Source organism: Streptomyces yangpuensis, assembly GCF_024666385.1.
In the GTDB taxonomy this organism is placed as follows: Bacteria; Actinomycetota; Actinomycetes; order Streptomycetales; family Streptomycetaceae; genus Streptomyces; species Streptomyces yangpuensis.
Map to the genome: position 1 here is coordinate 3,633,347 of NZ_CP102514.1, position 24,253 is coordinate 3,657,599.

Annotated in this window: 20 protein-coding genes, 1 tRNA gene and 1 pseudogene; 14 read left to right on the forward strand and 8 right to left on the reverse strand. The window is 71.2% G+C overall.

The genetic code is table 11. The annotated features are described in order from the left end of the window. Nucleotides 1-6: 6 nt before the first annotated feature. The 6 genes from NRK68_RS16565 to NRK68_RS16590 form a co-directional block, all read right to left on the reverse strand. Nucleotides 7-91: transfer RNA gene (locus NRK68_RS16565), tRNA-Ser, on the reverse strand. A gap of 50 nt (nucleotides 92-141) precedes the next feature. Next, on the reverse strand, nucleotides 142-1,098 hold the full coding sequence (locus tag NRK68_RS16570; RefSeq protein WP_183066331.1) for a trypsin-like serine peptidase: 957 nt from the start codon (nucleotides 1,096-1,098) through the stop codon (nucleotides 142-144). Between the two features lie 208 nt (nucleotides 1,099-1,306). Next, nucleotides 1,307-2,353 carry a YeiH family protein gene (locus NRK68_RS16575; protein ID WP_257856118.1) on the reverse strand — a complete coding sequence of 349 codons (1,047 nt, stop codon included), beginning with the start codon at nucleotides 2,351-2,353 and terminating at the stop codon, nucleotides 1,307-1,309. After that, the gene (locus tag NRK68_RS16580; protein ID WP_183066333.1) at nucleotides 2,353-2,901 is read right to left on the reverse strand and encodes a cysteine dioxygenase family protein; all 549 of its coding nucleotides are present in this window, start codon (nucleotides 2,899-2,901) and stop codon (nucleotides 2,353-2,355) included. The genes NRK68_RS16575 and NRK68_RS16580 overlap by 1 nt, the downstream gene beginning before the upstream one ends. A gap of 79 nt (nucleotides 2,902-2,980) precedes the next feature. Next, on the reverse strand, nucleotides 2,981-3,886 hold the full coding sequence (locus tag NRK68_RS16585; protein ID WP_257856119.1) for a LysR family transcriptional regulator: 906 nt from the start codon (nucleotides 3,884-3,886) through the stop codon (nucleotides 2,981-2,983). A gap of 92 nt (nucleotides 3,887-3,978) precedes the next feature. Continuing rightward, nucleotides 3,979-5,568, reverse strand: coding sequence for a S1C family serine protease (locus NRK68_RS16590; RefSeq protein ID WP_257856120.1), 1,590 nt, complete (start codon nucleotides 5,566-5,568; stop codon nucleotides 3,979-3,981). A gap of 238 nt (nucleotides 5,569-5,806) precedes the next feature. Here NRK68_RS16590 and NRK68_RS16595 point away from each other — a divergent pair, with 238 nt between their 5' ends. The 3 genes and pseudogenes from NRK68_RS16595 (at nucleotide 5,807) to NRK68_RS16605 (ending at nucleotide 8,474) form a co-directional block, all read left to right on the forward strand. Continuing rightward, nucleotides 5,807-6,595, forward strand: a complete 789-nt coding sequence (locus NRK68_RS16595; RefSeq protein WP_183066699.1) for a glycerophosphodiester phosphodiesterase — start codon at nucleotides 5,807-5,809, stop codon at nucleotides 6,593-6,595. A gap of 85 nt (nucleotides 6,596-6,680) precedes the next feature. After that, nucleotides 6,681-7,282 (forward strand): annotated as a pseudogene (locus NRK68_RS16600) (ATP-binding protein). Nucleotides 7,283-7,499: 217 nt separating this feature from the next. Further along, nucleotides 7,500-8,474, forward strand: a complete 975-nt coding sequence (locus NRK68_RS16605; RefSeq protein WP_183066335.1) for a DUF5926 family protein — start codon at nucleotides 7,500-7,502, stop codon at nucleotides 8,472-8,474. 865 nt (nucleotides 8,475-9,339) lie between these two features. Here the strand turns inward: NRK68_RS16605 and NRK68_RS16615 are convergent. Continuing rightward, a complete protein-coding gene (locus tag NRK68_RS16615) occupies nucleotides 9,340-10,101 on the reverse strand; it encodes a bifunctional DNA primase/polymerase (protein ID WP_183066336.1) in 762 nt (253 codons plus the stop codon). A 397-nt stretch (nucleotides 10,102-10,498) separates the two neighbouring features. On the opposite strand from NRK68_RS16615, the gene NRK68_RS16620 reads away from it, so the two are divergent. Further along, a complete protein-coding gene (locus tag NRK68_RS16620; protein WP_183066337.1) occupies nucleotides 10,499-12,052 on the forward strand; it encodes a PP2C family protein-serine/threonine phosphatase in 1,554 nt (517 codons plus the stop codon). A 118-nt stretch (nucleotides 12,053-12,170) separates the two neighbouring features. Next, nucleotides 12,171-13,637 (forward strand): aminopeptidase P family protein, encoded by a 1,467-nt coding sequence (locus tag NRK68_RS16625; protein ID WP_183066338.1) that lies wholly within the window; start codon nucleotides 12,171-12,173, stop codon nucleotides 13,635-13,637. Between the two features lie 74 nt (nucleotides 13,638-13,711). Here NRK68_RS16625 and NRK68_RS16630 read toward each other — a convergent pair whose 3' ends face one another. Next, the gene (locus NRK68_RS16630) at nucleotides 13,712-14,155 is read right to left on the reverse strand and encodes an ATP-binding protein (RefSeq protein ID WP_183066339.1); all 444 of its coding nucleotides are present in this window, start codon (nucleotides 14,153-14,155) and stop codon (nucleotides 13,712-13,714) included. 253 nt (nucleotides 14,156-14,408) lie between these two features. Here NRK68_RS16630 and NRK68_RS16635 point away from each other — a divergent pair, with 253 nt between their 5' ends. The 9 genes from NRK68_RS16635 to NRK68_RS16675 all read left to right on the forward strand — a co-directional run bounded on the left by NRK68_RS16635 (nucleotide 14,409) and on the right by NRK68_RS16675 (nucleotide 24,194). Further along, on the forward strand, nucleotides 14,409-15,218 hold the full coding sequence (locus NRK68_RS16635; RefSeq protein ID WP_257856123.1) for a hypothetical protein: 810 nt from the start codon (nucleotides 14,409-14,411) through the stop codon (nucleotides 15,216-15,218). A 105-nt stretch (nucleotides 15,219-15,323) separates the two neighbouring features. Then, entirely contained in the window at nucleotides 15,324-16,058 is a 735-nt protein-coding gene (locus NRK68_RS16640; protein WP_183066341.1) for a YcnI family copper-binding membrane protein, read from the forward strand. A gap of 76 nt (nucleotides 16,059-16,134) precedes the next feature. Beyond that, nucleotides 16,135-16,791, forward strand: coding sequence for an SCO family protein (locus NRK68_RS16645; protein ID WP_183066342.1), 657 nt, complete (start codon nucleotides 16,135-16,137; stop codon nucleotides 16,789-16,791). Further along, nucleotides 16,788-17,267 carry a copper chaperone PCu(A)C gene (locus tag NRK68_RS16650; protein WP_183066343.1) on the forward strand — a complete coding sequence of 160 codons (480 nt, stop codon included), beginning with the start codon at nucleotides 16,788-16,790 and terminating at the stop codon, nucleotides 17,265-17,267. The genes NRK68_RS16645 and NRK68_RS16650 overlap by 4 nt, the downstream gene beginning before the upstream one ends. Nucleotides 17,268-17,288: 21 nt before the next feature. Next, nucleotides 17,289-19,322: a copper resistance CopC/CopD family protein gene (locus NRK68_RS16655; protein WP_183066344.1), complete on the forward strand. Its 2,034-nt coding sequence runs from the start codon at nucleotides 17,289-17,291 to the stop codon at nucleotides 19,320-19,322. Next, a complete protein-coding gene (efeB, locus tag NRK68_RS16660) occupies nucleotides 19,247-20,605 on the forward strand; it encodes an iron uptake transporter deferrochelatase/peroxidase subunit (RefSeq protein ID WP_183066345.1) in 1,359 nt (452 codons plus the stop codon). The genes NRK68_RS16655 and efeB overlap by 76 nt, the downstream gene beginning before the upstream one ends. Nucleotides 20,606-20,647: 42 nt before the next feature. Further along, nucleotides 20,648-21,583, forward strand: coding sequence for a prephenate dehydratase (gene pheA / locus NRK68_RS16665; protein WP_030026448.1), 936 nt, complete (start codon nucleotides 20,648-20,650; stop codon nucleotides 21,581-21,583). A gap of 524 nt (nucleotides 21,584-22,107) precedes the next feature. Continuing rightward, nucleotides 22,108-23,385 (forward strand): serine--tRNA ligase, encoded by a 1,278-nt coding sequence (serS, locus tag NRK68_RS16670; protein WP_183066346.1) that lies wholly within the window; start codon nucleotides 22,108-22,110, stop codon nucleotides 23,383-23,385. Further along, on the forward strand, nucleotides 23,382-24,194 hold the full coding sequence (locus NRK68_RS16675) for an HAD family hydrolase (RefSeq protein WP_183066347.1): 813 nt from the start codon (nucleotides 23,382-23,384) through the stop codon (nucleotides 24,192-24,194). Before serS ends, NRK68_RS16675 begins: the two co-directional genes overlap by 4 nt. Nucleotides 24,195-24,253 lie beyond the last annotated feature (59 nt).

Sequence of the window (24,253 nt, forward strand, 5' to 3'; positions counted from 1 at the left end):
TGCAAGCGGTGGGTGTGGGATTTGAACCCACGGTGACTCGCGCCACGACGGTTTTCAAGACCGTTCCCTTAGGCCGCTCGGGCAACCCACCTGGCCGGTACAGAGTACCGGCCGGGCGGGGGTGGCGGGACGACTGTCGGATCAGGAGGCCTGCGCCTTGTCGTAGGCGGCCTTGGCCTCATTGCCGAGGTACGGGCCGTACATCCGGTTCGGCAGGAAGGTGTAGCCGAAGCTGTTCACCGAGACCTGGGTACCGAGGCCCGTGGCCTCGTTGAAGTCCTGGAACCAGGGGCCGCCGCTGGAGCCGCCCGTCATGTTGCAGCCCAGGCTGTGGTCCTTGGTGAGCAGGAAGTCCTTGCCGCTGTTGCCGCTGCAGTAGACCAGCTTCGTCCCGTCGTACGGGGCGGCCGCGGGGAAGCCGAAGGAGTACATCTTCTTGTTGTAGCCGCCGTTGAAGAGGACCCCCTGGGCGCCGACGGCCTGGCTGAGGGTCTGGCCGTTCAGCGGGGCGACGACGGCGAGGCCGACGTCCATGTTCATGTCCTCGCTGGCCGCCCACTGGTCGGTGGCGAAGGTCTTGGTGGCCGGCCACTGGCCGTAGGGCGCCGACCCGTTGTTGTAGGCGGGCACGAAGACCCAGTTCGTGTGCCACGCGCCCTGGTACTTCACGCAGTGGCCGGCCGTCATGACCGTGCTGCCGTTGGCGCTGGTGATCGAGTTGCCGGAGCAGGAGGCGGTGCGGCCGCCCATCGTGAAGAAGACCCGGCCCGAGGTCTTCACGACCGCACCGCCGCCCGTCCAGGCCCCGCCCGCCTGCGGGAACGCCGTGGGCGATACGGCGGAGGAGGCGGCCGTCGGGGCGATGGCGGTGGGAGCGGCCGAGGCGGCCACCGCGGTGCGGGCGGCGCCGGGGACCGCCGTCACGTCGAGCGGGGTGGCGGCCCGCATCCGCTCGGCGGTCCAGAAGCCCTGGGTCTGCTGCGGCCGGAAGGACGTCGGGGTGTCCGCCGCGATCGAGGGGGTGGCCGCCGTCAGGACGCCCGCGACCAGGGCGCCCGCCGAGAGCAGGACGGACAAGGCCGTGCGATGACGATTCACGCATGACTCCTTCTGCCGTGCCCGGACCGGTCGGAGCCGGGCAGGGTGGGGGTGAAGAGCGGTCGGTGCGGATCGGCTGTGCGTGGTGCGTCGTACGTGGTGCGGCTTGCCGGGGCAGAGTGGCACGGCCCCGCGTCAATGTCATGGGGCAGTCGGAACGTTCGGTCGGTTCCGGCCACGAAATGGCCAACTCCCGGCCGTTGTGGGGTCATACAGTGAGGACCACTCCCGCGTACGAGACCCCGGCGACGACCACCCACGCCCCGAGCCCCAGCGCCGCCGCGCGGCCCCCGGTTCGCGCCAGCGTCGGCAGATGGACGGCGCTTCCCAGACCGAACAGAGCTGCCGCCAGCAGGGCCTCCTGCGCGGTGTGCGCCCACTGCAGGGCCACGTCGGGCAGCACACCGGTGGCGCGCAGCCCGGCCGCGGCCAGAAATCCGGCCACGAACAGCGGCACAGGTGCCGGCCGGCGCCCCGAGGAGGTGCGCACCCCGCGCCGCCGGGCCCGTACCGAGAAGGCGACCGCCGCCACCAGCGGAGCGAGCAGGGCCACCCGCATCAGCTTGACCAGCACCGCCTCGCCCAGGGCGTCCGGACCCGCGGTCTGCGCGGTCGCCACCACCTGTCCGACGTCGTGGACACCGGCGCCGACCCACCGCCCGAAGGCCAGGTCGGAGAGTGCCAACGGGTCCTGGAGGAGGGGGAGTACGGCTATGGCGAGCGTCCCGCAGAGGGTGACCAGTGCCACCGATGCCGCCACGTCCTCCTCGTCGCTGCCCGATACCTCGCTCACGGCGCCGATCGCCGAGGCGCCGCAGATCGAGTACCCCGTGGCGATCAGAAGCGGCTGATCGCCCGGAAGCCCGAGTCGGCGGCCCAGCCAGAGGGTGCCGAAGAACGTGGCCGCGACCACGGCGACCACCATGGCCACCGTGGCCCAGCCCAGCCGCAGCACCTGGTCCAGCCCCAGGCCGAGGCCCAGCAGGACGATGCCGATCCGCATGAGCCGCCGGCCGGCCAGGGACAGACCCGGGCGCCCGGGTCCCCGTACGAAGATCCGCGTGCCGGGGAGGTGCGCCACCGCGATGCCCAGCACCACCGAGGCGGTCAGCATGGGTATGCCTGGAATGAGCCGGTGGATGCACCAGGCGACCAGGGCTCCGCCCGCGGCGAGCGCCAACCCCGGCCAGGGCGTGGATGTTTCACGTGAAACATGCCCAACCGCCGTGCTCTGCGGGCGGTGAAGGAGGGCCATCAGTCGACGGGGAGCTTGTAGACGCGACGGATGCTGGTACCCAGGCGGGACACGTCGGCGCCGTATACGTGCACCGATATCGCCTTTGTGGCACAGGAGTTGCGCACCTTGTGGATGTCTCCGGGCGGCGCGAACCCGCAGACCTCTCCCTGGGCGTTGACCACGTCCTCGGTCGCCACCAGACGGGCGGGACCGGCACCGGGGGCGAGCCGGAAGCGGCGCTCGCTCTCCTCACCCTGGTGCACCCCGGCCACGCACCACGACACGTGGTCGTGGATGCAGGTCTCCTGCCCGGGGAGCCACACCAGCGCCACCACGGAGAAGCTGCCGTCCGACTCCGCGTGCAGGATGTGCTGCCGGTAGCGCTCGGGGTTGCCCTCCTGCTGCATCGGCGTCAGCAGGTCGGGCGCCCCCAGGTGCGGGGCGAGCCGTTCGCCCACGAGGTAGGCGGTGAGGTCGGGAGCCAGTCCCCGCTCCACGACCGTGCGGATCTCACTGACGAGGGCGGCCATCCTCGTGGTGGTACGGGCCGGTGTGGTGGTGGTCATACGGGCAGCGTGCGGGCGTCGTTCCCTCGCGTCCAACGACAGTTGTGACGGGAAATCCCAAGCAGCGCTTATGGATCGGTCAGCAGCCGACCCGGTTGGCGGCCACTTGCTTCAGCGCGTCCAGCACCACGGCCGTCGCCGGGATCCGCAGATGGTCCCGGTAGACGTACGCGGCGATGTGCCGACGCGCAGCGGGCTGGAGCGCACGGCCGCACACCCGGTTCAGCGAGAGCGAGGGCAGGACCAGCGCGGGCATCATCGCCACGCCCAGGCCTTGCGCCACGAGGCTCTGCACCACCAGGTTGTCGTCGGTGGCGAAGCGGATGTCGGGCACGAAGCCCAGCTCCGCACACTCGTGCAGCAGGTTCGCCCGGCAGCGCGGGCAGCCCGCGATCCACCGCTCCTCGGCGAGGTCGGCCAGGTGCACGGCACGCCGACGGGCCAGCGGATGCCCGTTCGGGAGCAGCACCGTCAGCTGGTCCTCCAGCAGTCTGACCTCGGCGACCTCCTCCGGCACCTCCTCGTGCAGGCCCGGATAGGTGAAGGCCAGGGTGATGTCGCACTCGCCGCGCTCCAGCCGTCGCAGCGAGTCCGGTGGCTCTCCCTCCAGCAGTTCCACCTGTATGCCCGGGTGGTCCTTGGCCAGGCCGCTCAGGGCTTCCGGGACCAGGGTGACGTTGGCGCTGGGGAAGCCGCACAGTCTGACCCGGCCGGTGCGCAGACGGGCGTACGCGCGCAGCTGCGCCTCGGCGGCGGAGAGGTCGCCGAGGATGGTCTCGGCGTGCCGGGACAGGGACTCCCCGGCCTCGGTGAGCTGCATCCTGCGGCCCACGCGGGTGAACAGCGGGGTTCCGACGGCGCGTTCGAGCGCCTTCATCTGCTGGGTGATGGCGGGCTGGGTGTAGCCCAGCACGCGGGCGGCCGCCGAGTAGGAGCCGGAGGCGACCACCGTATGGAAGGTCCGTATGTGCCGAGAATCGAACACCAGGGAAGCATAAGCGGACGTTGGAGGGGCCGTGGGCGGAATCCCGCCCACGGCCCCTCGTCACCGGGCCACCGCCGTGGCCGGTGCTGCTCCTACTTGTCGCCGATCCTGGATCCGAGCGTGATGTCGACGGTGGTCGGCTTGCCGTCGCGCAGGTAGGTCAGCTTCACCGTGTCGCCGGGCTTGTACGTCCAGATCATGCTGATCAGGGTCGGGCCGCTGTCGACCGGCTTGCCGCCGAAGTCCGTGATGACGTCGCCCGGCTTGAGGCCCGCCTTACCGGCCGGACCGTTGGGGTCGACGAGCTCGTTGGCGGCCGCGCCCTGTTCGGAGATCTTCGCGCCCTCGGTCTTGGCCTGGAGGTCCACGGAGACCGAGATCACCGGGTAGACCGGCTTGCCCGTCTTGATCAGCGATTCGGCCACGTTCTTGGCCTGGTTGATCGGGATGGCGAAGCCGAGGCCGATGGAGCCGGCCTGGCCGCCACCGAAGCCGCCGTTGCCCGCCGACTGGATCGCGGAGTTGATGCCGATCACCGCGCCGCGTCCGTCGAGCAGCGGGCCGCCGGAGTTGCCCGGGTTGATCGAGGCATCCGTCTGGAGCGCGCTCATGTACGAGTTCTTGCTGCCGGTGCCGTCGCCGGAGGCGACCGGGCGGTTCTTGGCGCTGACGATGCCGGTGGTGACGGTGTTGGACAGGCCGAACGGGGCGCCGATCGCGATCGTGGCGTCGCCGACTGCGACCTTGTCGGAGTCCCCGAGCGCCAGCGGCTTCAGGCCGGCCGGCGGATTCTTCAGCTTGAGCACGGCGACGTCGTAGCCCTGGGCCCGGCCGACGACCTCGGCGTCGTACCGCTTGCCGTCGGAGAAGGTCGCGAAGAGCTTGCCGCCGTTCGCCGCGGAGGCCACCACGTGGTTGTTCGTGAGGATGTGGCCCTGCTGGTCGTAGACGAACCCGGTGCCGGTGCCGCCCTCGCCGTCGCCGGCCGATGCCTCGATGGTGACCACGCTGGGCAGCGCGCCGGCGGCGAGCCCGGCGATGGAGCCGGCGTCGCGCTTGAGGTCCTTCGGGGTGTTGGCCGCGCTGATGGTGGTCGAGCCGGTGCCGTTGTCGCTGCGCTCGGCGGCCCAGTAGCCGACGCTGCCGCCGATGCCGCCGGCGACGAGGGCGGCCACGAGCACGGCCGCGATCATGCCGCCCTTGCCCTTCTGCCTGGGCGCGGGATAGCCGTCGGCGGCCGGGGGAGCGCCCCAGACGGGGCCGCCGCCGGCCCCGCCGGCGCCGTACGCCGGCACGGTGGGCGGCGGGGGCGGCCAGCCCTCGGCTCCGTGCGCGGCAGGGGCGGGGGCCTGGCCGTAGGCGGGGTCCTGCGCCGCGGTCGCGGGCGGGATCTGCTGGGTCGGCTCGGTGCCCGGCGCGGGCGTCGGCGGAAGCTGCTGGGTCACCTGCTCACCGGCGGCGGGCGCCGCGGGCGCGGGCGCGGCCGGTGCCGCGGGCGCGACGGGCGCCGAAGGCGGGACCGGCGGTGCGGCCGGAACGGCCGGAACGGCCTCCTGCGGGGCATGGTCCGGCCGCGGAGCGGGCGCGGAAGCCGCCGGCGCCGTCTCGGAGCCCTGAGCAGGGGTTACGGACGGGGCCGCGGGGGGTGTGGGGGCCGCGGTGCCCTCGTTCTCGGTGCTCACAGCTCTCTCTCCTCGTCACACACAGCTTCGGAAATCTGGCGATATCGATCCGGCTGAACGTTCGACGTACCGTACAAGTTCCTGGGCAGAAGCCTTTCCCATGACCCGTCAGAGCACTGTAAGCCGGACCTGTGCATCTCCCCCCATTCTTTATGTCCGACATTTCGGACGCACTCGCAGGGCCGGAGCTCGACGCCCAAGGGGCTGACGGTGGCACCATGACCCGGTGACCCACGCAATGCCGCGCACCATCCAGGTCGTCGCCCACCGCGGCGCCTCGGAGGACGCCCCCGAGCACACGCTCGCCGCCTACCGCAAGGCCATCGAGGACGGCGCCGACGCCCTCGAGTGCGATGTCCGGCTCACCGCGGACGGCCATCTGGTCCTCGTCCACGACCGCCGGGTGAACCGCACCTCGAACGGCCGCGGCGCCGTGTCCGCCCTGGAGCTGGCCGATCTCGCCGCCCTCGACTTCGGCTCCTGGAAGGACCGCGAGGAGTCCCCCGACTGGGACGCCGACCCGGAGCGCACCTCGGTCCTCACCCTGGAGCGCCTGCTGGAGCTGGTCGCGGACACCGGACGGCCGGTCCAGCTCGCCATCGAGACGAAGCACCCGACGCGCTGGGCCGGACAGGTGGAGGAGCGCCTCCTCTTCCTCCTCAAGCGCTTCGGCCTGGACGCCCCGCCGGCCGAGGGCCCGCACCCGGTCCGGATCATGAGCTTCTCCGCGCGCTCCCTGCACCGGGTACGGGCCGCCGCACCGACGATCCCGACCGTGTACCTGATGCAGTTCATCTCGCCCCGGATGCGCGACGGGCGACTGCCGGCCGGTGTGACGATCGCCGGCCCCGGAATGCGAATCGTCCGCAGCTACCCCGGCTACATCCGCAAGCTTCAGGGCGCGGGCCATTCCGTGCACGTCTGGACAGTGAACGAGCCAGAAGACGTTCAGCTCTGCGCTGATCTGGATGTGGAAGCGATCATCACGAACAGACCCCGTCAGGTTCTGTCCCAACTGGGGCGCTGACGTCCCTGTTTGCGCACCCGCCACCCCCAGCCCCTTCGTCACAGGGCGTGCCCCGGCGCATCCGCTCCGCATTCGATCGGCGCGAATGCGTCAGAGCGGCCTGCTCCGGCGGTTTCCGGTCCAGGCCAAAGGGGCATCCAGACCATGCGTGGGGCTAAGGAGGTTCCGGGGGTGGCGTTGGTGGTGGCACAAGAAGTGCCCACGTCGTCGTGCATGGACGTACGCCATGGTCCTGCGGGCGTGGGCGAGGCCAGACACCGGATGCGCGAGCAATTGCGTATCAGCGGGGTGGCCGAATCGGTCGTGGACGATGCCGTACTGATCCTTTCCGAACTGCTCAGCAACGCCTGCCGACACGGCAGGCCCCTGGGTGCACGGGAGGTCGGGGACGGGGAGATACGTGCCGCGTGGCGCGTCGACAGAGCGGGGCGGCTGACGGTCGAGGTCACGGACGGGGGTGGGCCCACCCGGCCTGTTCCTTCCACGCCCTCGGTCACCGCACGCGGCGGCCGGGGGCTGAACATCATCAGTGCCCTCGCCCAGGACTGGGGTGTCCGGGACGGAGCGGCGGGTGAGGTCACTGTCTGGGTGGTCGTCGCCTGTGGGCCCCGGCACGAGGATTTCGCTACGCGCGTTGCGCCCCCGGCGATCGACTTCAGCACGGCGTTCGACGATCTCGATGTCTGAACGCGGGGATCCGCACGCCATGACCCTTCGGCAGCGGGATCCCTGACCGCACAACAGCTCATCGTCAGCACAGCAGTACCGGTCATCCGTACAGGCGGCCGTCCGGGAGCGCACGCCGACCGTGCTCCCGGCCGCACCCCACCGGTTCCGGCGGTACGAACGGCTAGGCTCGCGCCCAGACACGACGCCGTACCGCCGCAACCGGGAGACACGCACGATGGCCAAGAAGCGCCCCGCAGCCAAGTCTGCAAAGCCGCAGCTCAACAACGGTGAGATCCCCGTTGTCGGCGCGCGCGAGCCCTGCCCCTGCGGATCCGGGCGCCGCTACAAGGCCTGTCACGGCGCAGCCGCCGCGCACGCCGCCACCGACCAGGTCCGGCGCCCCTTCGAGGGCCTGCCGGGCGAGTGCGACTGGGTCGCGCTGCGTGAGCTCGTGCCCGCGGCCACCATCCCGCTGTCGCTGAAGGGCGGCCTGCCCGAGGGCGTCCCCTCCGTCACGCTGGTGACCGTTCTGCCCATGGCCTGGCCGGCGCTGCGCCGCGAGGACGGCTCCGTACTGCTCGGCCTGCAGAACGAGACCTCCACCGGGGACCTGAGCCGCGACATGGCCGACACCCTGGAGCGCGCACTCGTGGCGGAGCCGGGAACTCCGGTCGCTGCCCGCCGGGTCCCGGCCGAGGGTCCCCGACTTCAGGATCTCCTGGACACCGACGGCGGTTTCGAGCCGGTTGTGCACACCGGCTTCGAATTCTGGATTCCGGAATCCGAGGGCGGCCAGAACGCGTCCCCGGAGATCGCCGCCTCGCTGGAGCGCGCCAACGCCGCCGCCATCCCGACCGTGAAGCTGACCGGCGTCGACGCCGCCTACTGGTGCGAGACCCCGGACAAGAACCACCTGCGCTGGGTCATGCCGCACCCCGAGGAGAAGCTGCTCGACGCGCTCGCGCGGCTGCACGCGGCCGGCACGTCGTCGCTCGGCGAGGGCACGAAGCTCGTCGGCTCCTTCCGCGCCCACGGGCTGATGGTCCCGGTCTGGGACCTGCCGACCGGAGTGACCGCCGACGACGTCGAGAAGCCGGCGGCGGAGTTCGCGGAGCGGCTGGCCAAGGCCCTGGCCACGGATGCTCCGCTGTCCACGGAGGAGCGCCGGGCGCGCGGCGGTCTCACCAACCGCCAGGTGACCCTCAGCTGACCTCGCGCGCACGCACGGGACCGGTGACCGGAGTCACAACTCCCGCTAATCGTCTGCAAATCGGTGTCTGAATATCAGAGATCGAATTTGCGTACAGGCGATCTCTTGTTACCGTTCTTGTAGCCCGGTCGCTGGTGCATCCCCCGTCGCCAGCGACCGGGCCCTTCCATTTAAGGCGGTACTCAACCGTCACCCGGCGCCGGTGAGTTGCTCCCGGACCGCAAGAGCAGCTGCCCTTCATCATCCGGAACTGCAAACTCCGCAACAGCGGAGTAACTCTCCGGCTCTCCGGCCGAGTCCTCCTTCGGCGTCTCGCAGAGACCGGGTTCGTCACCGGCGCCGACCGAACATCGGATCTGCACCGTGCGCCCGGCCGGGCCCATCATCGCCAGCACTACGTCCAGCGCCCGACCACTCGTGTTCCGGTAGTAACTCCTGCCCCACGTCCGGCCTTCGGCCACCAGCACGCACGTCTGCGCCTCCACTCCGTGGGGCGAGGACAGTTCGGGGCCGCAGCGCGAATCCGTACGGGGCTGCTCCGCCGGGCCGGTCCGCTCGGTCCCGGCCGGTGCCGCCGGGCGCCCGGCCGGCGCGGGAGGGGTACGGGCAGGATCCGAAAGACCGAGGGTCCGGAACAGGCCACCGCCCTTTCCGTCGTCCTGACCGGCGAAATCAGGCCCGGCGATCGCCCCGGCGAGCGGGAGCGACAAGATGATCAGCACACCGGCGCCGATACCGATGAGGCGGAGATTCATTCGCCGAAGATAGCGATGCGGGAAAGGGGCGCGGAGATCCCCGCGCCCAATTCCCTTGGAAACTCGTCCCGCTGACACCCGTACGAGTGATCCTGCGGGTACCGCGCAGGTCAGTACGCGAGCCGGCTGCCGCCACCCGGCGCGCCACTGCTCGCCTCGACCAGCGCGTCCACGACCGCCTCGACATCGGGCAGCCAGAGCTTCGTCCCCGAGCCCTGCGAGGGCCGCACACCGGGAGACTTCGGATCCGGAGACCGCGACGGCGGCAGCGCACGCGGTTCGCGCTCCCAACGCACCCGGCCGCCGCTGGACGCGGCGGACGGCGGCAGCAGCAGGTAGCCGCCCTCTCCGTGGAACCGCAGCGAAGAAGGCACGTGGTCCTTCGCGTAGAGCAGTTCCCCGAGCCGCTCCAGTGAGTACGGCGCCACGAGCAGCGCCCACCGGGTGGGGGTGGCGACGACCGGCCCGAGCCGCATGCCCTGCGCGTCCAGTCGTACGAGGGCCCGCGCGGCCGCGCCGGCCGGGAGGCTCACCGCGCAGGGGGCGGTTCCGCCGGTCGCCAGCAGGACGGGCGCAGTGGGCCGGTTGGTCCACCACCAGGCGACCATCCGGGGGTCGGTGGAGGCGGCGAGCAGACCCGGATCGAAGGGATGGGCGCCGGGAACGACGCAGTCGGGGTCGGGGCAGGCACAGCGCGTGCCGTCCGTACCGGACCGGCCGACGCCGGGCAGGACGGGCCACTGCCAGGTGGTGGCGCAGGTGAGCGCCGCTTCGAGGAGAGCGGACGTGTCGCCGCTCCGTCCCCGGTCGGGGCGTAGGGATTGAAAGCGATCGCGGAGCCGCTGGAGACGCCTTCCGAGGATCTCGCGCATGAGCGCTCGTTCCTTTCCGTTGAACGCCGAGGGCCACATCACACCATGTAACCGGTGACTCACCACACGTGCAGGTTTCGCGTCACTGTTCGCCAGAGGCAGGTTCACACGGTTCGTGCAGTTTTCTTACGGGTCCATCAAACGTCCGGCGGGGAGGGAGCGCGACCCGCGCCGACTGCCGAGACCGGCTGCCGTCGCTAACGACGACCGCGCGCGACCGAGCGGTTCCCGGTACGCCAACTGACCTCGGCCACCACCGAGTACGTACCCGACCCCCCTGCGGAGCTCGTCCAGTCGACCTCAAAAACCGACCGCTTCCAGCTTTTTCCGGCCAAGTTCTAGCCTTGACCCGACAGCGAGTTGCCGCCTCACGGACACCAGGATTCCCACCTGGGCAATGCTGGACATGCATCCATGTGTGCGTGTAGATGTGGATTCCTTGATGGCGGCGCAGCACGGTCTGGGGGTTTGCGATGCTATTCGGCGAATCGCACCAGGTGGAAAGGCGGACGCCATGAGCGCCCCGCATCTGCCGAAAGTGGCTGGAATCGATCCAGCAGTTACCGCGTCGCCGCACACTGCTGCGCCCGCGCCCGTCCGGACCACCCCCGCACCGGCCCCGCCGCCCGCACCGGGCAGCCTCATCCAGGACCGGCTGGCGGGCATGGTCTCGGACCTCACCACCCTGCACGAGCTGACCGAGCGCCTGGCCCGCGCCGAGGACCTGGACACCTCCCTCCACGAGTTCCTGCGGGCCGGAGCCGCACTCGTGGGTGCCCGTCGCGGCCTGATCGTCCTGGAGCCCTCCGACGGACTCGGCCCCACCGCCACCATCGGCCTCGGCCTCGGCCACGCCGAACTGGGCCACATCGAGACCGTGCCGCGCAGTGCGACCTGCTACGGACGGATCCTCGACGGGCTGCCCGACGCCCAGGGCGGCTCGGAAGTCCTCCCCGAGCCGGACGCACCTCCCGGCACCGGCGGGTTCGCCGCCCCCGTGGACCCCCGCCAGCGCGAGGTCGCCGCCCGGCTCGGATACGCCGCCAGCTACGCGCTCCCGCTGACCGCCGAGGCCACCGGCCGGCTCGGCGCGGCCGTATGGCTCTACGACGAGCAGGCCGAGCCGAACGAGCGCCAGCGCGACCTGGCCGGGCTGTACGTGCGGCACGCCGCCGAGCACCTGGCCCGGATGCTCGAGGTGGAACGATCCCGCACGCGCCTGGCCACCGTCGCGGAGGAACTGCTGCCCAGCCGGCTCCCCCGGATTCCCGGCGTGCAGCTCGCGGCCCGCCACCACACGGGGCCGCGCGGCGGAGGCGACTGGTACGACGCTCTGCCGCTGCCCGAGGGCGCCCTCGGACTGGCCGTGGGCTCCGTCACCGGATCCGGCCCGAGCGCCGTCGCCGCCATGGGACGGCTGCGCGCGTCACTGCGCGCCTACGCCGTCATGGAGGGCGAGGACCCCGTGGCCGTCCTGTCCGACCTGGAACTGCTGCTGCGGCTGACCGAACCCGCCCGCTGCGCCACCGCGCTCTTCGCATACTGCGAGCCCGCCGGCGGCCCTCAGGACGACGGCCGGCGCAGCAAGATCATCCTGGCCGGGGCCGGACACACCCCGCCGCTCCTCATCGGCGAGCACCGCACCGAGTACGTGGAGACCTCCCTCTCCGCTCCCCTGGGCATGCTGTCCTGCTGGGAAGCGCCCAGCATGGAGATCGAACCCGCACCCGGAGAAACGGTGCTGCTCTACACCGACGGGCTGCTGCGCCACACCGGCGACCTGATGGACCGGGCGTACGCGCGGCTGCACGCGGCCGCCGCGGGGGTCCCCCGTGGCGTCCGGGAGGACCCGGCGGCCCTGTGCGACCACATCCTGCGGACCGTGCTGCCCGACGGGCGGCCCGCCGACGCCCCCGAGGACATCGTGCTGCTCGCCGCCCGCTTCGAGTGATCCGCCGTGGGCTCCGGACCGTGACAACCCGCACGATCCGGACCACGCCTTCCCCGTACACGCATACGATGGATGGGGTCCACACCCAGGTCCGTACCGTCGTAGCTGAGGAGAAGACGTGGCTGACGAGCTCACCCCGGAGACCCCGGAAGAAGAGCAGCCCAAGAAGACGCACAAGCAGCGCAAGAACGGTCTGTACCCGGGCGTCAGCGACGAACTCGCCGAGAACATGCGCACGGGCTGGGCGGACACCGAGCTGCACGGTCTGGAGCCGATCGCGCAGGCCGCGCACACCGCCGCCCGGCGTGCAGCGCTGTCCGAGCGCTTCCCCGGTGAGCGCCTGGTGGTCCCCGCGGGCCGGCTGAAGACCCGCTCGAACGACACCGAGTACCCCTTCCGCGCCTCGACCGAGTACGCGTACCTCACCGGCGACCAGACCGAGAACGGCGTCCTGGTCCTGGAGCCGACCGGCGAGACCGGGCACACCGCGACCATCTACCTGCTGCCGCGCTCCGACCGCGAGAACGGCGAGTTCTGGCTGTCCGGCCAGGGCGAGCTGTGGGTCGGCCGCCGCCACTCCCTCGCCGAGGCCGAGCAGCTCCTGGGCATCCCCGCCCAGGACGTGCGCGAGCTCGCCGAGGCCCTCACCGAGGCCGAGGGCCCGGTCCGCGCCGTGCGCGGCCACGACGCGGTGATCGAGTCCGCCCTCACCGACAAGGTGACCAAGGAGCGCGACGAGGAGCTGCGCGTCTACCTCTCCGAGGCGCGCGCGGTGAAGGACGAGTTCGAGATCGGCGAGCTGCAGAAGGCCGTCGACTCCACCGTCCGCGGTTTCGAGGACGTCGTGAAGGTCCTCGACAAGGCCGAGGCCACGTCCGAGCGCTACATCGAGGGCACCTTCTTCCTGCGCGCCCGCGTCGAGGGCAACGACGTCGGCTACGGCTCGATCTGCGCCGCCGGCTCCCACGCGTGCACGCTGCACTGGGTGCGCAACGACGGGGACGTCCGCTCCGGTGACCTGCTGCTGCTCGACGCCGGTGTGGAGACCCACTCCCTCTACACCGCCGACGTCACGCGCACGCTGCCGATCAACGGCACGTACACCGACATCCAGCGCAAGATCTACGACGCGGTCTACGAGTCCCAGGAAGCCGGCATCGCCGCGGTGAAGCCGGGTGCGAAGTTCCGCGACTTCCACGACGCCTCCCAGCACGTGCTGGCCGAGAAGCTCGTCGAGTGGGGCCTGCTGGAGGGCCCGGTCGAGCGTGTCCTGGAGCTCGGCCTGCAGCGCCGCTGGACCCTGCACGGCACCGGCCACATGCTCGGCATGGACGTCCACGACTGCGCCGCCGCGCGCACCGAGGCGTACGTGGACGGGACGCTGGAGCCGGGCATGTGCCTGACCGTCGAGCCCGGTCTCTACTTCCAGGCCGACGACCTGACCGTGCCCGAGGAGTACCGCGGCATCGGCGTCCGGATCGAGGACGACATCCTCGTCACCGAGGACGGCAACCGGAACCTGTCGGCCGGGCTGCCCCGCACCTCGGCCGACGTCGAGGCCTGGATGGCGCGCCTGAAGGGCTGACGTCCCAGAACCGGCGTCCGCGCCGCAGGGTGCTGATGGGCGGGATCCCGAACGGGGTCCCGCCCGTCGCCGTACTACGACACCTTCAGCAGCGCGTCGTCGCGCCACTTCAGCATCTTGTCGAAGCTCACCACGGCGCCCCGGCCCGGCCCGTTGCGGAAGCGGACGTGGTCGGAGAGCTCGGCGATCAGGTGCAGGCCCCGGCCGTCCTCGGCCAGGGCGGGTCTGCAGCGGGCCACCGTGGCGGGTGGGAACCCCGGACCGGAGTCGGTCACTTCGATACGGCAGCAGTCCCCGTCCAGATAGGCCGTGACGTGGTACGCCTCGGTCTCGTCCGGGGCGTCCGCGCCCCCGCCGTGCTCCACCGCGTTCGCGCAGGCCTCGCTCAGCGCCACCGAGAGATCGAAGGAGATGTCCGGGTCCACCCCCGCGGTCTCCATCGTCCCCAGCAGCAGTCGCCTGGCGAGCGACACGCTCGCGGCTTCGCGCCTCAAGTGGAGAGACCACCAGATGCTCATACGGATACCTATTGCCGTCCGCGAGGGGCCGTAAGCGCCCTGCGGCCGTCCGGGAGGGCAATGCGCCCGTCCGGCGGATGCGGCTCTCCCGGAGAGCCGTGTATGCGGTGGCGTGCCGCCCGCAGTGCCCGCACCGTCCGACGGCGGAGCACACCGGCCGGCACCTGTCTCCGCCCTTCGCAGAGGGGACTCATGCGGACCTTCCGGACCTGCCGTATGGAGGACATCAGCGCAGTGCGATGATGACCCGGCCATGTCTGACCCCCACGCGACGCACGCCGGAGCCGGCCTCCGGCTGATCCGGGCCGCGGTGTTCACCGCGGTCTGTGTCGTGCTGTCCGCGGCCGGGCACGCTCTGGCGTCCTGCGCCACCGTGCCCTGGTGGTCCCTGTGCATCGGTTTCCTCGCCGTCTTCGCGATCGCGGCGCCTCTCGCGGGACGCCGCCGGACGCTGCCCGGCCTGGCCGCCGGGCTCGCCACCGGACAGCTCTCGCTGCACGCGCTGTTCGGCATCGGCCAGCACAGCACCGCGGCCGCCCAGGCACCCGTCGGCGCCTCCGACAGCTCGCTCGCGGAACTCGCCGCCCGGCTGGTGTGCGGGGGCAACTCCGTACCGCTGAGCACGGCCGACGCCCGCAGGATCCTGGAGGCCGCCGGCCTGGACCCGGCCTCCCTGGCCCAGCAGGCCGCGGAACAGGGGCACGGCACGCACGTGGCCCAGGCCGTCACCACCGCGCCCGAGACCGGCCTGTTCAGCCCGGCCATGCTGCTGGGGCACCTGCTGGCCGCGCTCGTCGCCGGCTGGCTGCTCGGCCGCGGCGACGCCGCGCTCTTCCGGCTCGTCGAACTGTCCCGGCTCACCGCCGAGGCCGTCCCGATGCGCCCGTTGCGCGCCGCACTGGCCTTCGTACGCGCCCTCGGCGCCGGACTCGGCGGGCCCGCCCGCACCCCGCGGACCGGGCGCAGGACCGGAACCGACCCCGCCGCCTGCACGGGCCGGGAAGCACTCCAGCACACGGTGATCCGCCGCGGGCCGCCCGCGGTGTTCGCCCTCGCAGCCTGACGCGGCGCCCTCCTCCCCGGGACACAGCGGGAGCACCGGTGCCGCGTGCTCCGCGCGCGCCCGCGCGCGGAGCCACCACCACTGCTTCCGTGGAGTGTTTCTGCCATGAAGACCTCACGCGTCTCCTTCGCCGCCGCCCTCGCCGCCGGATCCGTCCTGGTCCTGTCCGGCACCGCCTTCGCACACGTCGGCGTGCAGCCGATCGGCGAAGCCGCCAAGGGCGGGTACGCGACGCTCAACTTCAAGGTCCCCAACGAGCGCGACAACGCCTCGACCACGCAGCTCGAGGTCAACTTCCCGGTCGACCAGCCGCTCACGTCCGTCATGCCGCAGGACGTTCCCGGCTGGACCGTGAACGTCGAGAAGACGAAGCTCGACAAGCCGCTGAACGTGCACGGCAAGCAGGTCAACGAGGTCGTCACCAAGGTGACCTGGTCCGGCGGAAAGATCGGACCGGGCATGTTCCAGCAGTTCCCGGTCTCCGTCGGCAAGCTCCCCGAGAACGCCGACCAGATGGTGTTCAAGGCGATCCAGACCTACGACAACAACGAGGTCGTGCGCTGGATCGAGGAGGCCAGGGAAGGCGCCGCGGAACCGCAGACGCCGGCCCCCGTGCTGAAGCTGACCGCCGCGAAGAGCGCCGACCACCACGCCGACGGCAAGACCGACGAAGCGAAGAACACCGGGAAGGACAGCGGCAAGGACGCCGGGCACGGCCCCGACGAGGCCTCCGCCGACCACGGCTCCGACACCACCGCGCGCGCCCTCGGCATCGCCGGCATCGTCATCGGACTCGGCGGTGTCGCCTTCGGCGTCGCCTCGCGCCGCCGCTCCGCCTGACGTACCGCGCCCCCGGGCGCGTGCTCTCCGTACATCCCCGACCATCCTGCATCCCCGATCCCAGGGACATCTCTCCATGCGCACCACACGTGTGACGGTCGCCGCGCTTCTCGCCGCGGCCGCGATCACCCTCACCGCCTGCGGTGGCGGTGAACCCGCCAAGAACAGCGGGATCACCCAGATCTCCGGCGGCCAGAACGGCAACAAGGCCGCCACGGTCCTGGACCGCCCCTTCACCAAGCCGGAGCTCGTCCTGACGGACACCACCGGCAAGCCGTGGAACCTCCGCGAGCAGACCAAGGGCAGGCCGACGCTCATCTACTTCGGCTACACCAACTGCCCCGACGTGTGCCCGCTGACGATGAGCAACATCGCTGTCGCCAGGAAGAACCTCCCCAAGGAGGACCAGGAGAACCTGCGGGTGGTCTTTGTGACCACCGACCCCGAACGGGACACCTCCGAATCCCTCGGCGCGTGGCTCAAGGCACAGGACCCGTCCTTCATCGGGCTCACCGGGGACTTCGCGACCATCCAGGCCGCCGCCCGCACGCTCGGCATCGGTATCGATCCCGCGAAGAAGGAGACGGACGGCAGCGTCGTCTCCATGCACGGCGCGCAGGTCATCGCGTTCTCGCCCAAGACCGACGAGGGCTACGTCCTCTACGGCGAAGGCACGACCGTCGACGACTACGCCAAGGATCTGCCGAAGCTCATCAAGGGGGAGAACCCGTGAACACCCGCACCACCCGCATCCTCGCCGCCGCCCTCTCCCTGACGGCAGTGCTCGCCATATCCGGCTGCTCCGGCGACAGCAAGGCCGCGATGAGCGTCAGCGGCGCCTTCATGCCGCAGCCGGTCAACGACAAGATGGCTGGCGGGTTCATGGTCATCAAGAACGACTCCGGCACCGCCGACAAGCTCACCGGCGCCACCTCCCCGCTCTCCGACGATCTCCAGATCCACGAGACCAAGGACCAGAAGATGCAGCAGGTCCAGTCGATGGACGTGCCGGCGAACGGCGAGCTCAAGCTGGAGCGCGGCGGCAACCACATCATGTTCATGGGGCTGAAGAACACCCCGAAGGTCGGCGACAAGGTCACTGTCGAGCTCCGCTTCGAGAAGGCCGGCTCCGTCAAGGTCGAGCTGGACGTGAAGGACCGGACGTACAACGCGCAGGCTCCGACATCCACGGGCCACAACGGCCACTGACGGACCGAGGACTGACACGCCATGACGGCCACCGCCCCCGCCCCCTCCACGGCCCGCGCCCTCGCCACGGCATTCCTGCCGCGGCTCGCGCTGGTCCTCGCAGCCCTGCTGGCGACCCTGTTCACCGTGGCCTCACCGGCCACGGCGCACGCCGCACTCACCGCGAGCGACCCCACGGACGGGGCGGTGGTCGCCATGGCACCCGCCCAGGTCTCGCTCTCCTTCTCGGAGCAGGTCGCCATGGGTGACGACTCGATCCGTGTCCTCGACCCCCAGGGCCGGCGGGTGGACACCGGTGAGCTGCGCGACATGTGCAGCGGGAACACCGTCCGCTACGGCACGGCCCTGCATTCCGGTCTGCCCAACGGCACCTACACCGTCGCCTGGCAGGCCGTCTCCGCGGACAGCCACCCGATCTCCGGCGCGTTCACCTTCTCCATCGGCGCGCCCTCGGCCACCGAGGTCTCCCTCCCCACCACCCGGGCGGGCGGCGGACCCGTCGGGATCGCCTACGGCATCGCCCGCTACGCCGCCTACGCCGGCTTCACCGTCCTGGTGGGCGGTGCGGCCTTCGTATTGCTGTGCTGGCGCAGGGGCGCCGCCGAGCGGCCGCTCCAGAAGCTCGTCGTGCGGGCCTGGGTCACCCTGACCGCGGCCACCCTCGCGATGCTGGTGCTGCGGGCCCCGTACACGGGCTCCGGCCGGTTCGCGGACGCCTTCGATCTGGACGGGCTCAGGGCGGTACTGGAGACCAGGACGGGCGCGTCGCTGGTCTCCCGGCTGTTGCTGCTGGGGGCCGCCGCCCTCTTCGTCGCGGTCCTCTTCGGTGTGTACGCGCGCCGCCTGCAGGACGCCGGGACCGAGGAGGACAGGGCCAAGGACACCGACGACCTCACCTTCGGGCTGGCCATCGGCGGGGCCGTCGTCTCCGGCGGCATCGCGGCCACCTGGGCCCTCTCCGAGCACGCCTCCACCGGTATCCAGCCCGGCCTCGCCATGCCGGCCGACATCCTGCACATGCTGGCCGTCGCCACGTGGCTCGGCGGTATCTGCGCCCTGCTCGTCGCCCTGCACAAGGTGCCGGGGATCGAGCGCTCGGCGGTGCGGCGGTTCTCCCGGGTCGCCTTCGTCAGTGTGGTGGTCCTGGCCGTCACGGGCGTCTACCAGGCCTGGCGGCAGACCGGCAGCTGGTCCGCGCTCACCGGCACCGAGTACGGGCGGCTGCTGCTCCTCAAGGTCGCCCTGGTCGCTGTTCTCCTCGGCGTCGCCTCTATGTCGCGGAAGTGGACCGCCCGGCTCGCCGAGGCTCCTGCGGCCGCCGAGGAGCCCGGCGCGAAGGTGGGCGCCCAGGTGCTCGCGGGCGACGATGTTTCACGTGAAACACGTCCGGACGCCTCCGGCCCTTCGGGCGCCTCGGATGCCGAGGGCGCCGATGCCTCAGATGTTTCACGTGAAACAGAGCCCGCCGGCGTTCCGGCGGACCCGGAGCGTGCCGCCCAGCTCGCCCGGCAGCGGGCCGCCCTCGAAAACGCACGCGAGAAGCGGGTGCGGGACGCGGACCCGGACCGCGCGGGACTGCGCCGCTCGGTCCTGGTCGAGGCGGCGATCGCCGTGGTCCTGCTCGTCGTGACCACGGTCCTCACGAGCACCGAGCCGGGGCGCACCGTCGAGCAGGAGGCAGCCCGCGGCTCCACCGCCACCGCGGTCCCCGACCGCGCCGTGAAGATCACCCTGCCGTTCGACACCGGCGGTCAGAACGGCAAGGGATCCGTCAGGCTGGAGCTCGATCCGGGCCGGGTCGGCGCGAACACCCTGCACCTGTGGGCGGACTCCGGCGACGGGCAGCCCTTCGACCTCCCCGAGATCAAGGTGTCCTTCACCCTCCCGGCCAAGGACATCGGCCCCCTGCCGGTCGTCCCCGACCAGGCCTCCCCCGGGCACTGGACCGCATCGGGCGTCCAACTGCCGCTCGCCGGCGAATGGCGCATCGATGTGACCGTCCGTACATCCGACATCGACCAGACCACCGTCCAGAAGACCGTGAAGATCGGCTGACCAGCGTGACCGAGAGCAACCCCGACATCGAGATCTCCCGGCGCAGGCTGCTGGGCACCGTCGGCGCCGCAGGCGCCGCCGGCCTGGCCCTGGGCGGTGCGAGCGGCGCCCTGGCGCACTCCGCGCTCGCCGGCTCCGGGGGCGGCTCCGCCACCGGAGCGGCAGGGAGCCTGTCCTCCCTCGGAGCCACCCGGGTGGCGTTCGACGGGGACCACCAGGCCGGCATCACCACGCCCCTCCAGGCCAAGGGGCACGTCCTCGCCTTCGATCTGGCTCCGGGGGCGGGCCGCACCGAGGCCGCCGCGCTGCTGCGACGCTGGTCCGAGACCGCACGCCGGCTCATGGCGGGCGAGACCGCCCCGACGGCAGACAGCGGCATCGCCCTCGATGCCGGGCCGTCCTCCCTCACGGTCACCTTCGGCTTCGGACATTCCTTCTTCGAGCGCACGGGCCTGACCGCCCGCCGCCCCACCGCCCTCGACCCGCTGCCCGACTTCTCCTCGGACCGGCTCGACGCCCAGCGCAGCAACGGCGACCTGTGGGTCCAGATCGGCGCGAACGACGCACTGGTCGCCTTCCACGCCCTGCGCGCACTCCAGAAGGACGCCGGGGAGGCGGCGCGCGTCCGCTGGCAGATGAACGGCTTCAACCGGTCCCCCGGGGCGACCGGCACCCCTATGACCGCCCGCAATCTCATGGGGCAGGTCGACGGCACCGGCAACCCGAAGCCCTCCGAGCCCGACTTCGACAAGCGGATCTTCGTGCCCGCCCAGGGCCCCGGGCCCGCGGACCACGCCTGGATGGGCGGCGGCTCATACGCCGTCGTGCGGCGCATCCGTATGCTCCTCGACGACTGGGACAAGCAGTCCCTGGCGCAGCAGGAGCAGGTCATCGGCCGGACCAAGGCCACCGGGGCCCCGCTGACGGGCGGCGGCGAGACCACCGAGATGCAGCTCGACAAGATCGGCACCGACGGCAAGCCCGTCATCCCGTCCAACGCCCACGCCCGGATCTCGGCCCCCGAGCAGAACGGCGGGGCGGCCATGCTGCGGCGCCCCTTCTCCTTCCACGACGGGATCGGCCCCGACGGCGCTCCGGATGCCGGGCTTCTGTTCATCTGCTGGCAGGCCGACCCGCTGCGCGGGTTCGTGCCCGTGCAGCGCAAGCTCGACCGCGGCGACGCTCTGTCGGCGTTCATCCGGCACGAGTCCAGCGGCCTGTACGCGGTTCCGCCCGGGCCGCGCAGCGGCGAGTACGTCGGGCAGCGGCTGCTCGAAGGGTGAACAGCACCGCGGCGGCCGGCGCCCCGGCATTAGGCTGATCGCATGTCAGCCACCCGCTTCACGTATCTCGGTCCCGAGGGCACCTTCACCGAGGCCGCCCTGCGCACCCTGCCGGAAGCCGCGACCCGGGAGCTCGTCCCGATGGTGTCGGTCCCGGCCGCCCTGGACGCCGTACGGGGCGGGGAGGCGGCCGCCGCCCTCGTCCCGATCGAGAACTCGGTGGAGGGCGGGGTCACCGCCACCCTCGACGAGCTGGCCTCGGGCGAACCTCTGATGATCTACCGCGAGGTGCTCCTGCCCATCGCGTTCGCCCTGCTTGTCCGCCCCGGTACCGCCCTGTCGGACGTGAAGACCGTCACCGGGCACCCGGTCGCCCAGCCGCAGGTACGGAACTGGCTGCGGGCGAACCTGCCCGACGCGGTGTGGGAGTCGGCGGCCTCGAACGCCGACGGCGCCCGGCTGGTCCAGGAGGGGCGCTTCGACGCCGCCTTCGCGGGTGAGTTCGCCGCCGCCACCTACGGCCTCGTCCCGCTGGTCACCGAGATCCATGACGCGGAGAACGCCGAGACCCGCTTCGTGCTGGTGGGCCGCCCTGCGCGGCCGGCCGCGCCGACGGGGGCGGACAAGACGTCGGTCGTGCTGTGGCTCGGCGACGACCACCCCGGTGCGCTGCTGGAACTCCTCCAGGAGTTCGCGGTCCGCGGGGTGAACCTGATGCTCATCCAGTCCCGTCCGACCGGACAGGGCATCGGCAACTACTGCTTCGCCGTCGACGCGGAGGGGCACATCTCGGACCGGCGCGTCAGCGAGGCCCTCATGGGCCTCAAGCGGACCTGTCCCCAGGTCCGCTTCCTCGGGTCCTATCCGCGGGCCGGGGTCGCTCAGAGTGACGTGCGCTCTCCGCGGGCCGGAACCTCCGATGGCGACTTCACGGCTGCCTCCGACTGGCTGGCCCGCTGCCTCGACGGCCGGGCGTAGGGTCGCCCACTGTCCACAGGGTTATCCACAGGTGGAGGCGGAGGCCTGGGGACAAGTCGACAGAGTGACCCGACAAGGTCGACATATCGGCTGGGGATCCCAGGTTTCGCGCCGGGAAGCGGTAGGTGAACGGTGTCACCCCCGCATCGCGGATCAACTCTTTGGAGCTAGTCATTCCCACCCGAATGAGTGTGTGAGGGTGGTTTGACCCCCGATTCACCTCGGCCACCCGCCGATCAGGAATGATCTATTCCTGTGTCCACAGATGCAACACACAGCCTGTGGATAAACTCCGGACGGTCACTATTCCTGTGGACAAGAACCCTCTCCAGGCCTGCTCAGGGCCCGCTCAGGAGCCGGCGCCGTGCCCCTTTTCGGGGAATGGGCCCGGCTTTATTGACCAGCGGAGAGGGGTCACTTCCGGTCAGCGATCAAGACTTATGCATTCGTTGCAATTAGGACATAGCGACACGCAGCGTGATATCGGTGTGATCCCCGGAAGCCCAGCCCGGTAGCCTGGAGGGGTGATTGACCTCCGGCTGCTCCGTGAAGACCCTGACCGTGTCCGCGCCTCGCAGCGCGCTCGTGGAGAGGACGTCGAACTCGTCGACGCCCTGCTCTCCGCGGACGAGCGCCGCAGGTCCTCTGGCATGCGCTTCGACGAACTGCGCAACGAGCAGAAGTCGCTCGGCAAGCTCATCCCGAAGGCCTCCCCGGAGGAGCGGACGGAGCTGCTGAAGAAGGCCGAACAGCTCAAGCAGGACGTCAAGGCCGCCGAGGCCGAGCAGAACGAGGCCGACGAAGCCGCCAAGCGCCTTCTCCTCCAGCTCGGCAACATCGTCCACGAGGACGTTCCGGTCGGCGGCGAAGAGGACTTCACCGTGCTGGAGACGCACGGCACCATCCGCGATTTCGCCGCCGAGGGATTCGAGCCCAAGGACCACCTGGAACTCGGCGAACTGCTGGGTGCCATCGACGTCGAGCGCGGCGCCAAGGTCTCGGGCTCGCGCTTCTACTACCTGACCGGTGTGGGCGCCCTGCTGGAGCTGGCGCTGGTCAACGCCGCCATCGCCCAGGCCACCGAGGCCGGCTTCATCCCGATGCTGACACCGGCGCTGGTCCGCCCGCGCGCCATGGAGGGCACCGGCTTCCTCGGCCAGGCCGCGGAGAACGTCTACCACCTGGAGAAGGACGACTACTACCTGGTCGGCACCTCCGAGGTCCCGCTCGCCGCGTACCACATGGACGAGATCATCGAGGGCGACAAGCTGCCGCTGCGGTACGCCGGCTTCTCCCCCTGCTTCCGCCGTGAGGCCGGTACGTACGGCAAGGACACCCGCGGCATCTTCCGCGTCCACCAGTTCGACAAGGTCGAGATGTTCTCGTACGTCGCGCCGGAGGAGGCCGAGGCCGAGCACCAGCGGCTCCTGGAGTGGGAGAAGCAGTGGCTGACCAGCCTGGAACTGCCGTTCCAGGTGATCGACGTCGCCACCGGTGACCTGGGCGCCTCCGCCTCGCGCAAGTTCGACTGCGAGGCCTGGATCCCGACCCAGGGCAAGTACCGCGAGCTGACCTCCGCCTCGAACTGCGACAGCTTCCAGGCCCGCCGCCTGTCGATCCGCTACCGCGACGGCAAGAAGACCCAGCCGCTGTCCACGCTGAACGGCACCCTGTGCGCCGTTCCGCGCACGATCGTGGCGATCCTCGAGAACCACCAGCTGGCCGACGGTTCCGTACGGGTGCCCGAGGCACTCCGTCCGTACCTCGGCGGCCGCGAGGTCCTGGAGCCGATCACCAAGTGAGCCCGGCACCGTTCCCGTACAAGCTCGTCGCGACCGACCTCGACGGCACGCTGCTGCGCGGTGACGACACCGTTTCGGAACGCACCCGCGCAGCGCTCGTCGCGGCCACCGCGGCGGGGGCGGCCCACATCATCGTCACCGGCCGCGCCGTGCCCTGGACCCGGCACGTACTGGACGATCTCGGCTACAAGGGGATCGCCGTCTGCGGACAGGGCGCACAGGTCTACGACGCGGGAGCGCACCGGCTGCTGACCTCGGTGACGCTGGACCGGCAGCTCGCCGGGCTGGCGCTGTCGAAGCTGGAGGCGGAGGTCGGTCCGCTGGCCCTGGCCGCCAGCCGGGACGGGGTGGACGGCGAGGTCCTGTTCGGGCCCGGCTACCAGGTGCAGGAAGGCCTCCCGGCCCTCCGCCTGGAGGACACGGCCGCGGTGTGGACGGCTCCGCTCAACAAGCTCTACATCCAGCACCCGGAGCTCGATGACGACCAGCTCGTCAAGGTGGCCCGGGAGACCGTGGGCAGCCTGGTCGACGTCGTCATGGCGGGTCCGGGGATAGTCGAGATCCTGCCGCTGGGCCTGACGAAGGCCACCGGCCTGTCCCTGGCCGCGCGCCGGCTCGGGGTGAAGGCGGCCGAGACGATCGCCTTCGGCGACATGCCGAACGACATCCCGATGTTCGGCTGGGCCGCTCACGGGGTGGCCATGGCCAACTCCCACGCCGAACTCAAGGCGGTGGCCGACGAGGTGACGACCTCCAACGAGGAGGACGGGATCGCGGTGGTGCTGGAGCGTCTGCTGGGCGCCGCTTAACGCGCCGGACGCACGAGAGGTCCGGGGCAGCCCGCGCCAGAAGGCGCGCTCGAAGTGGC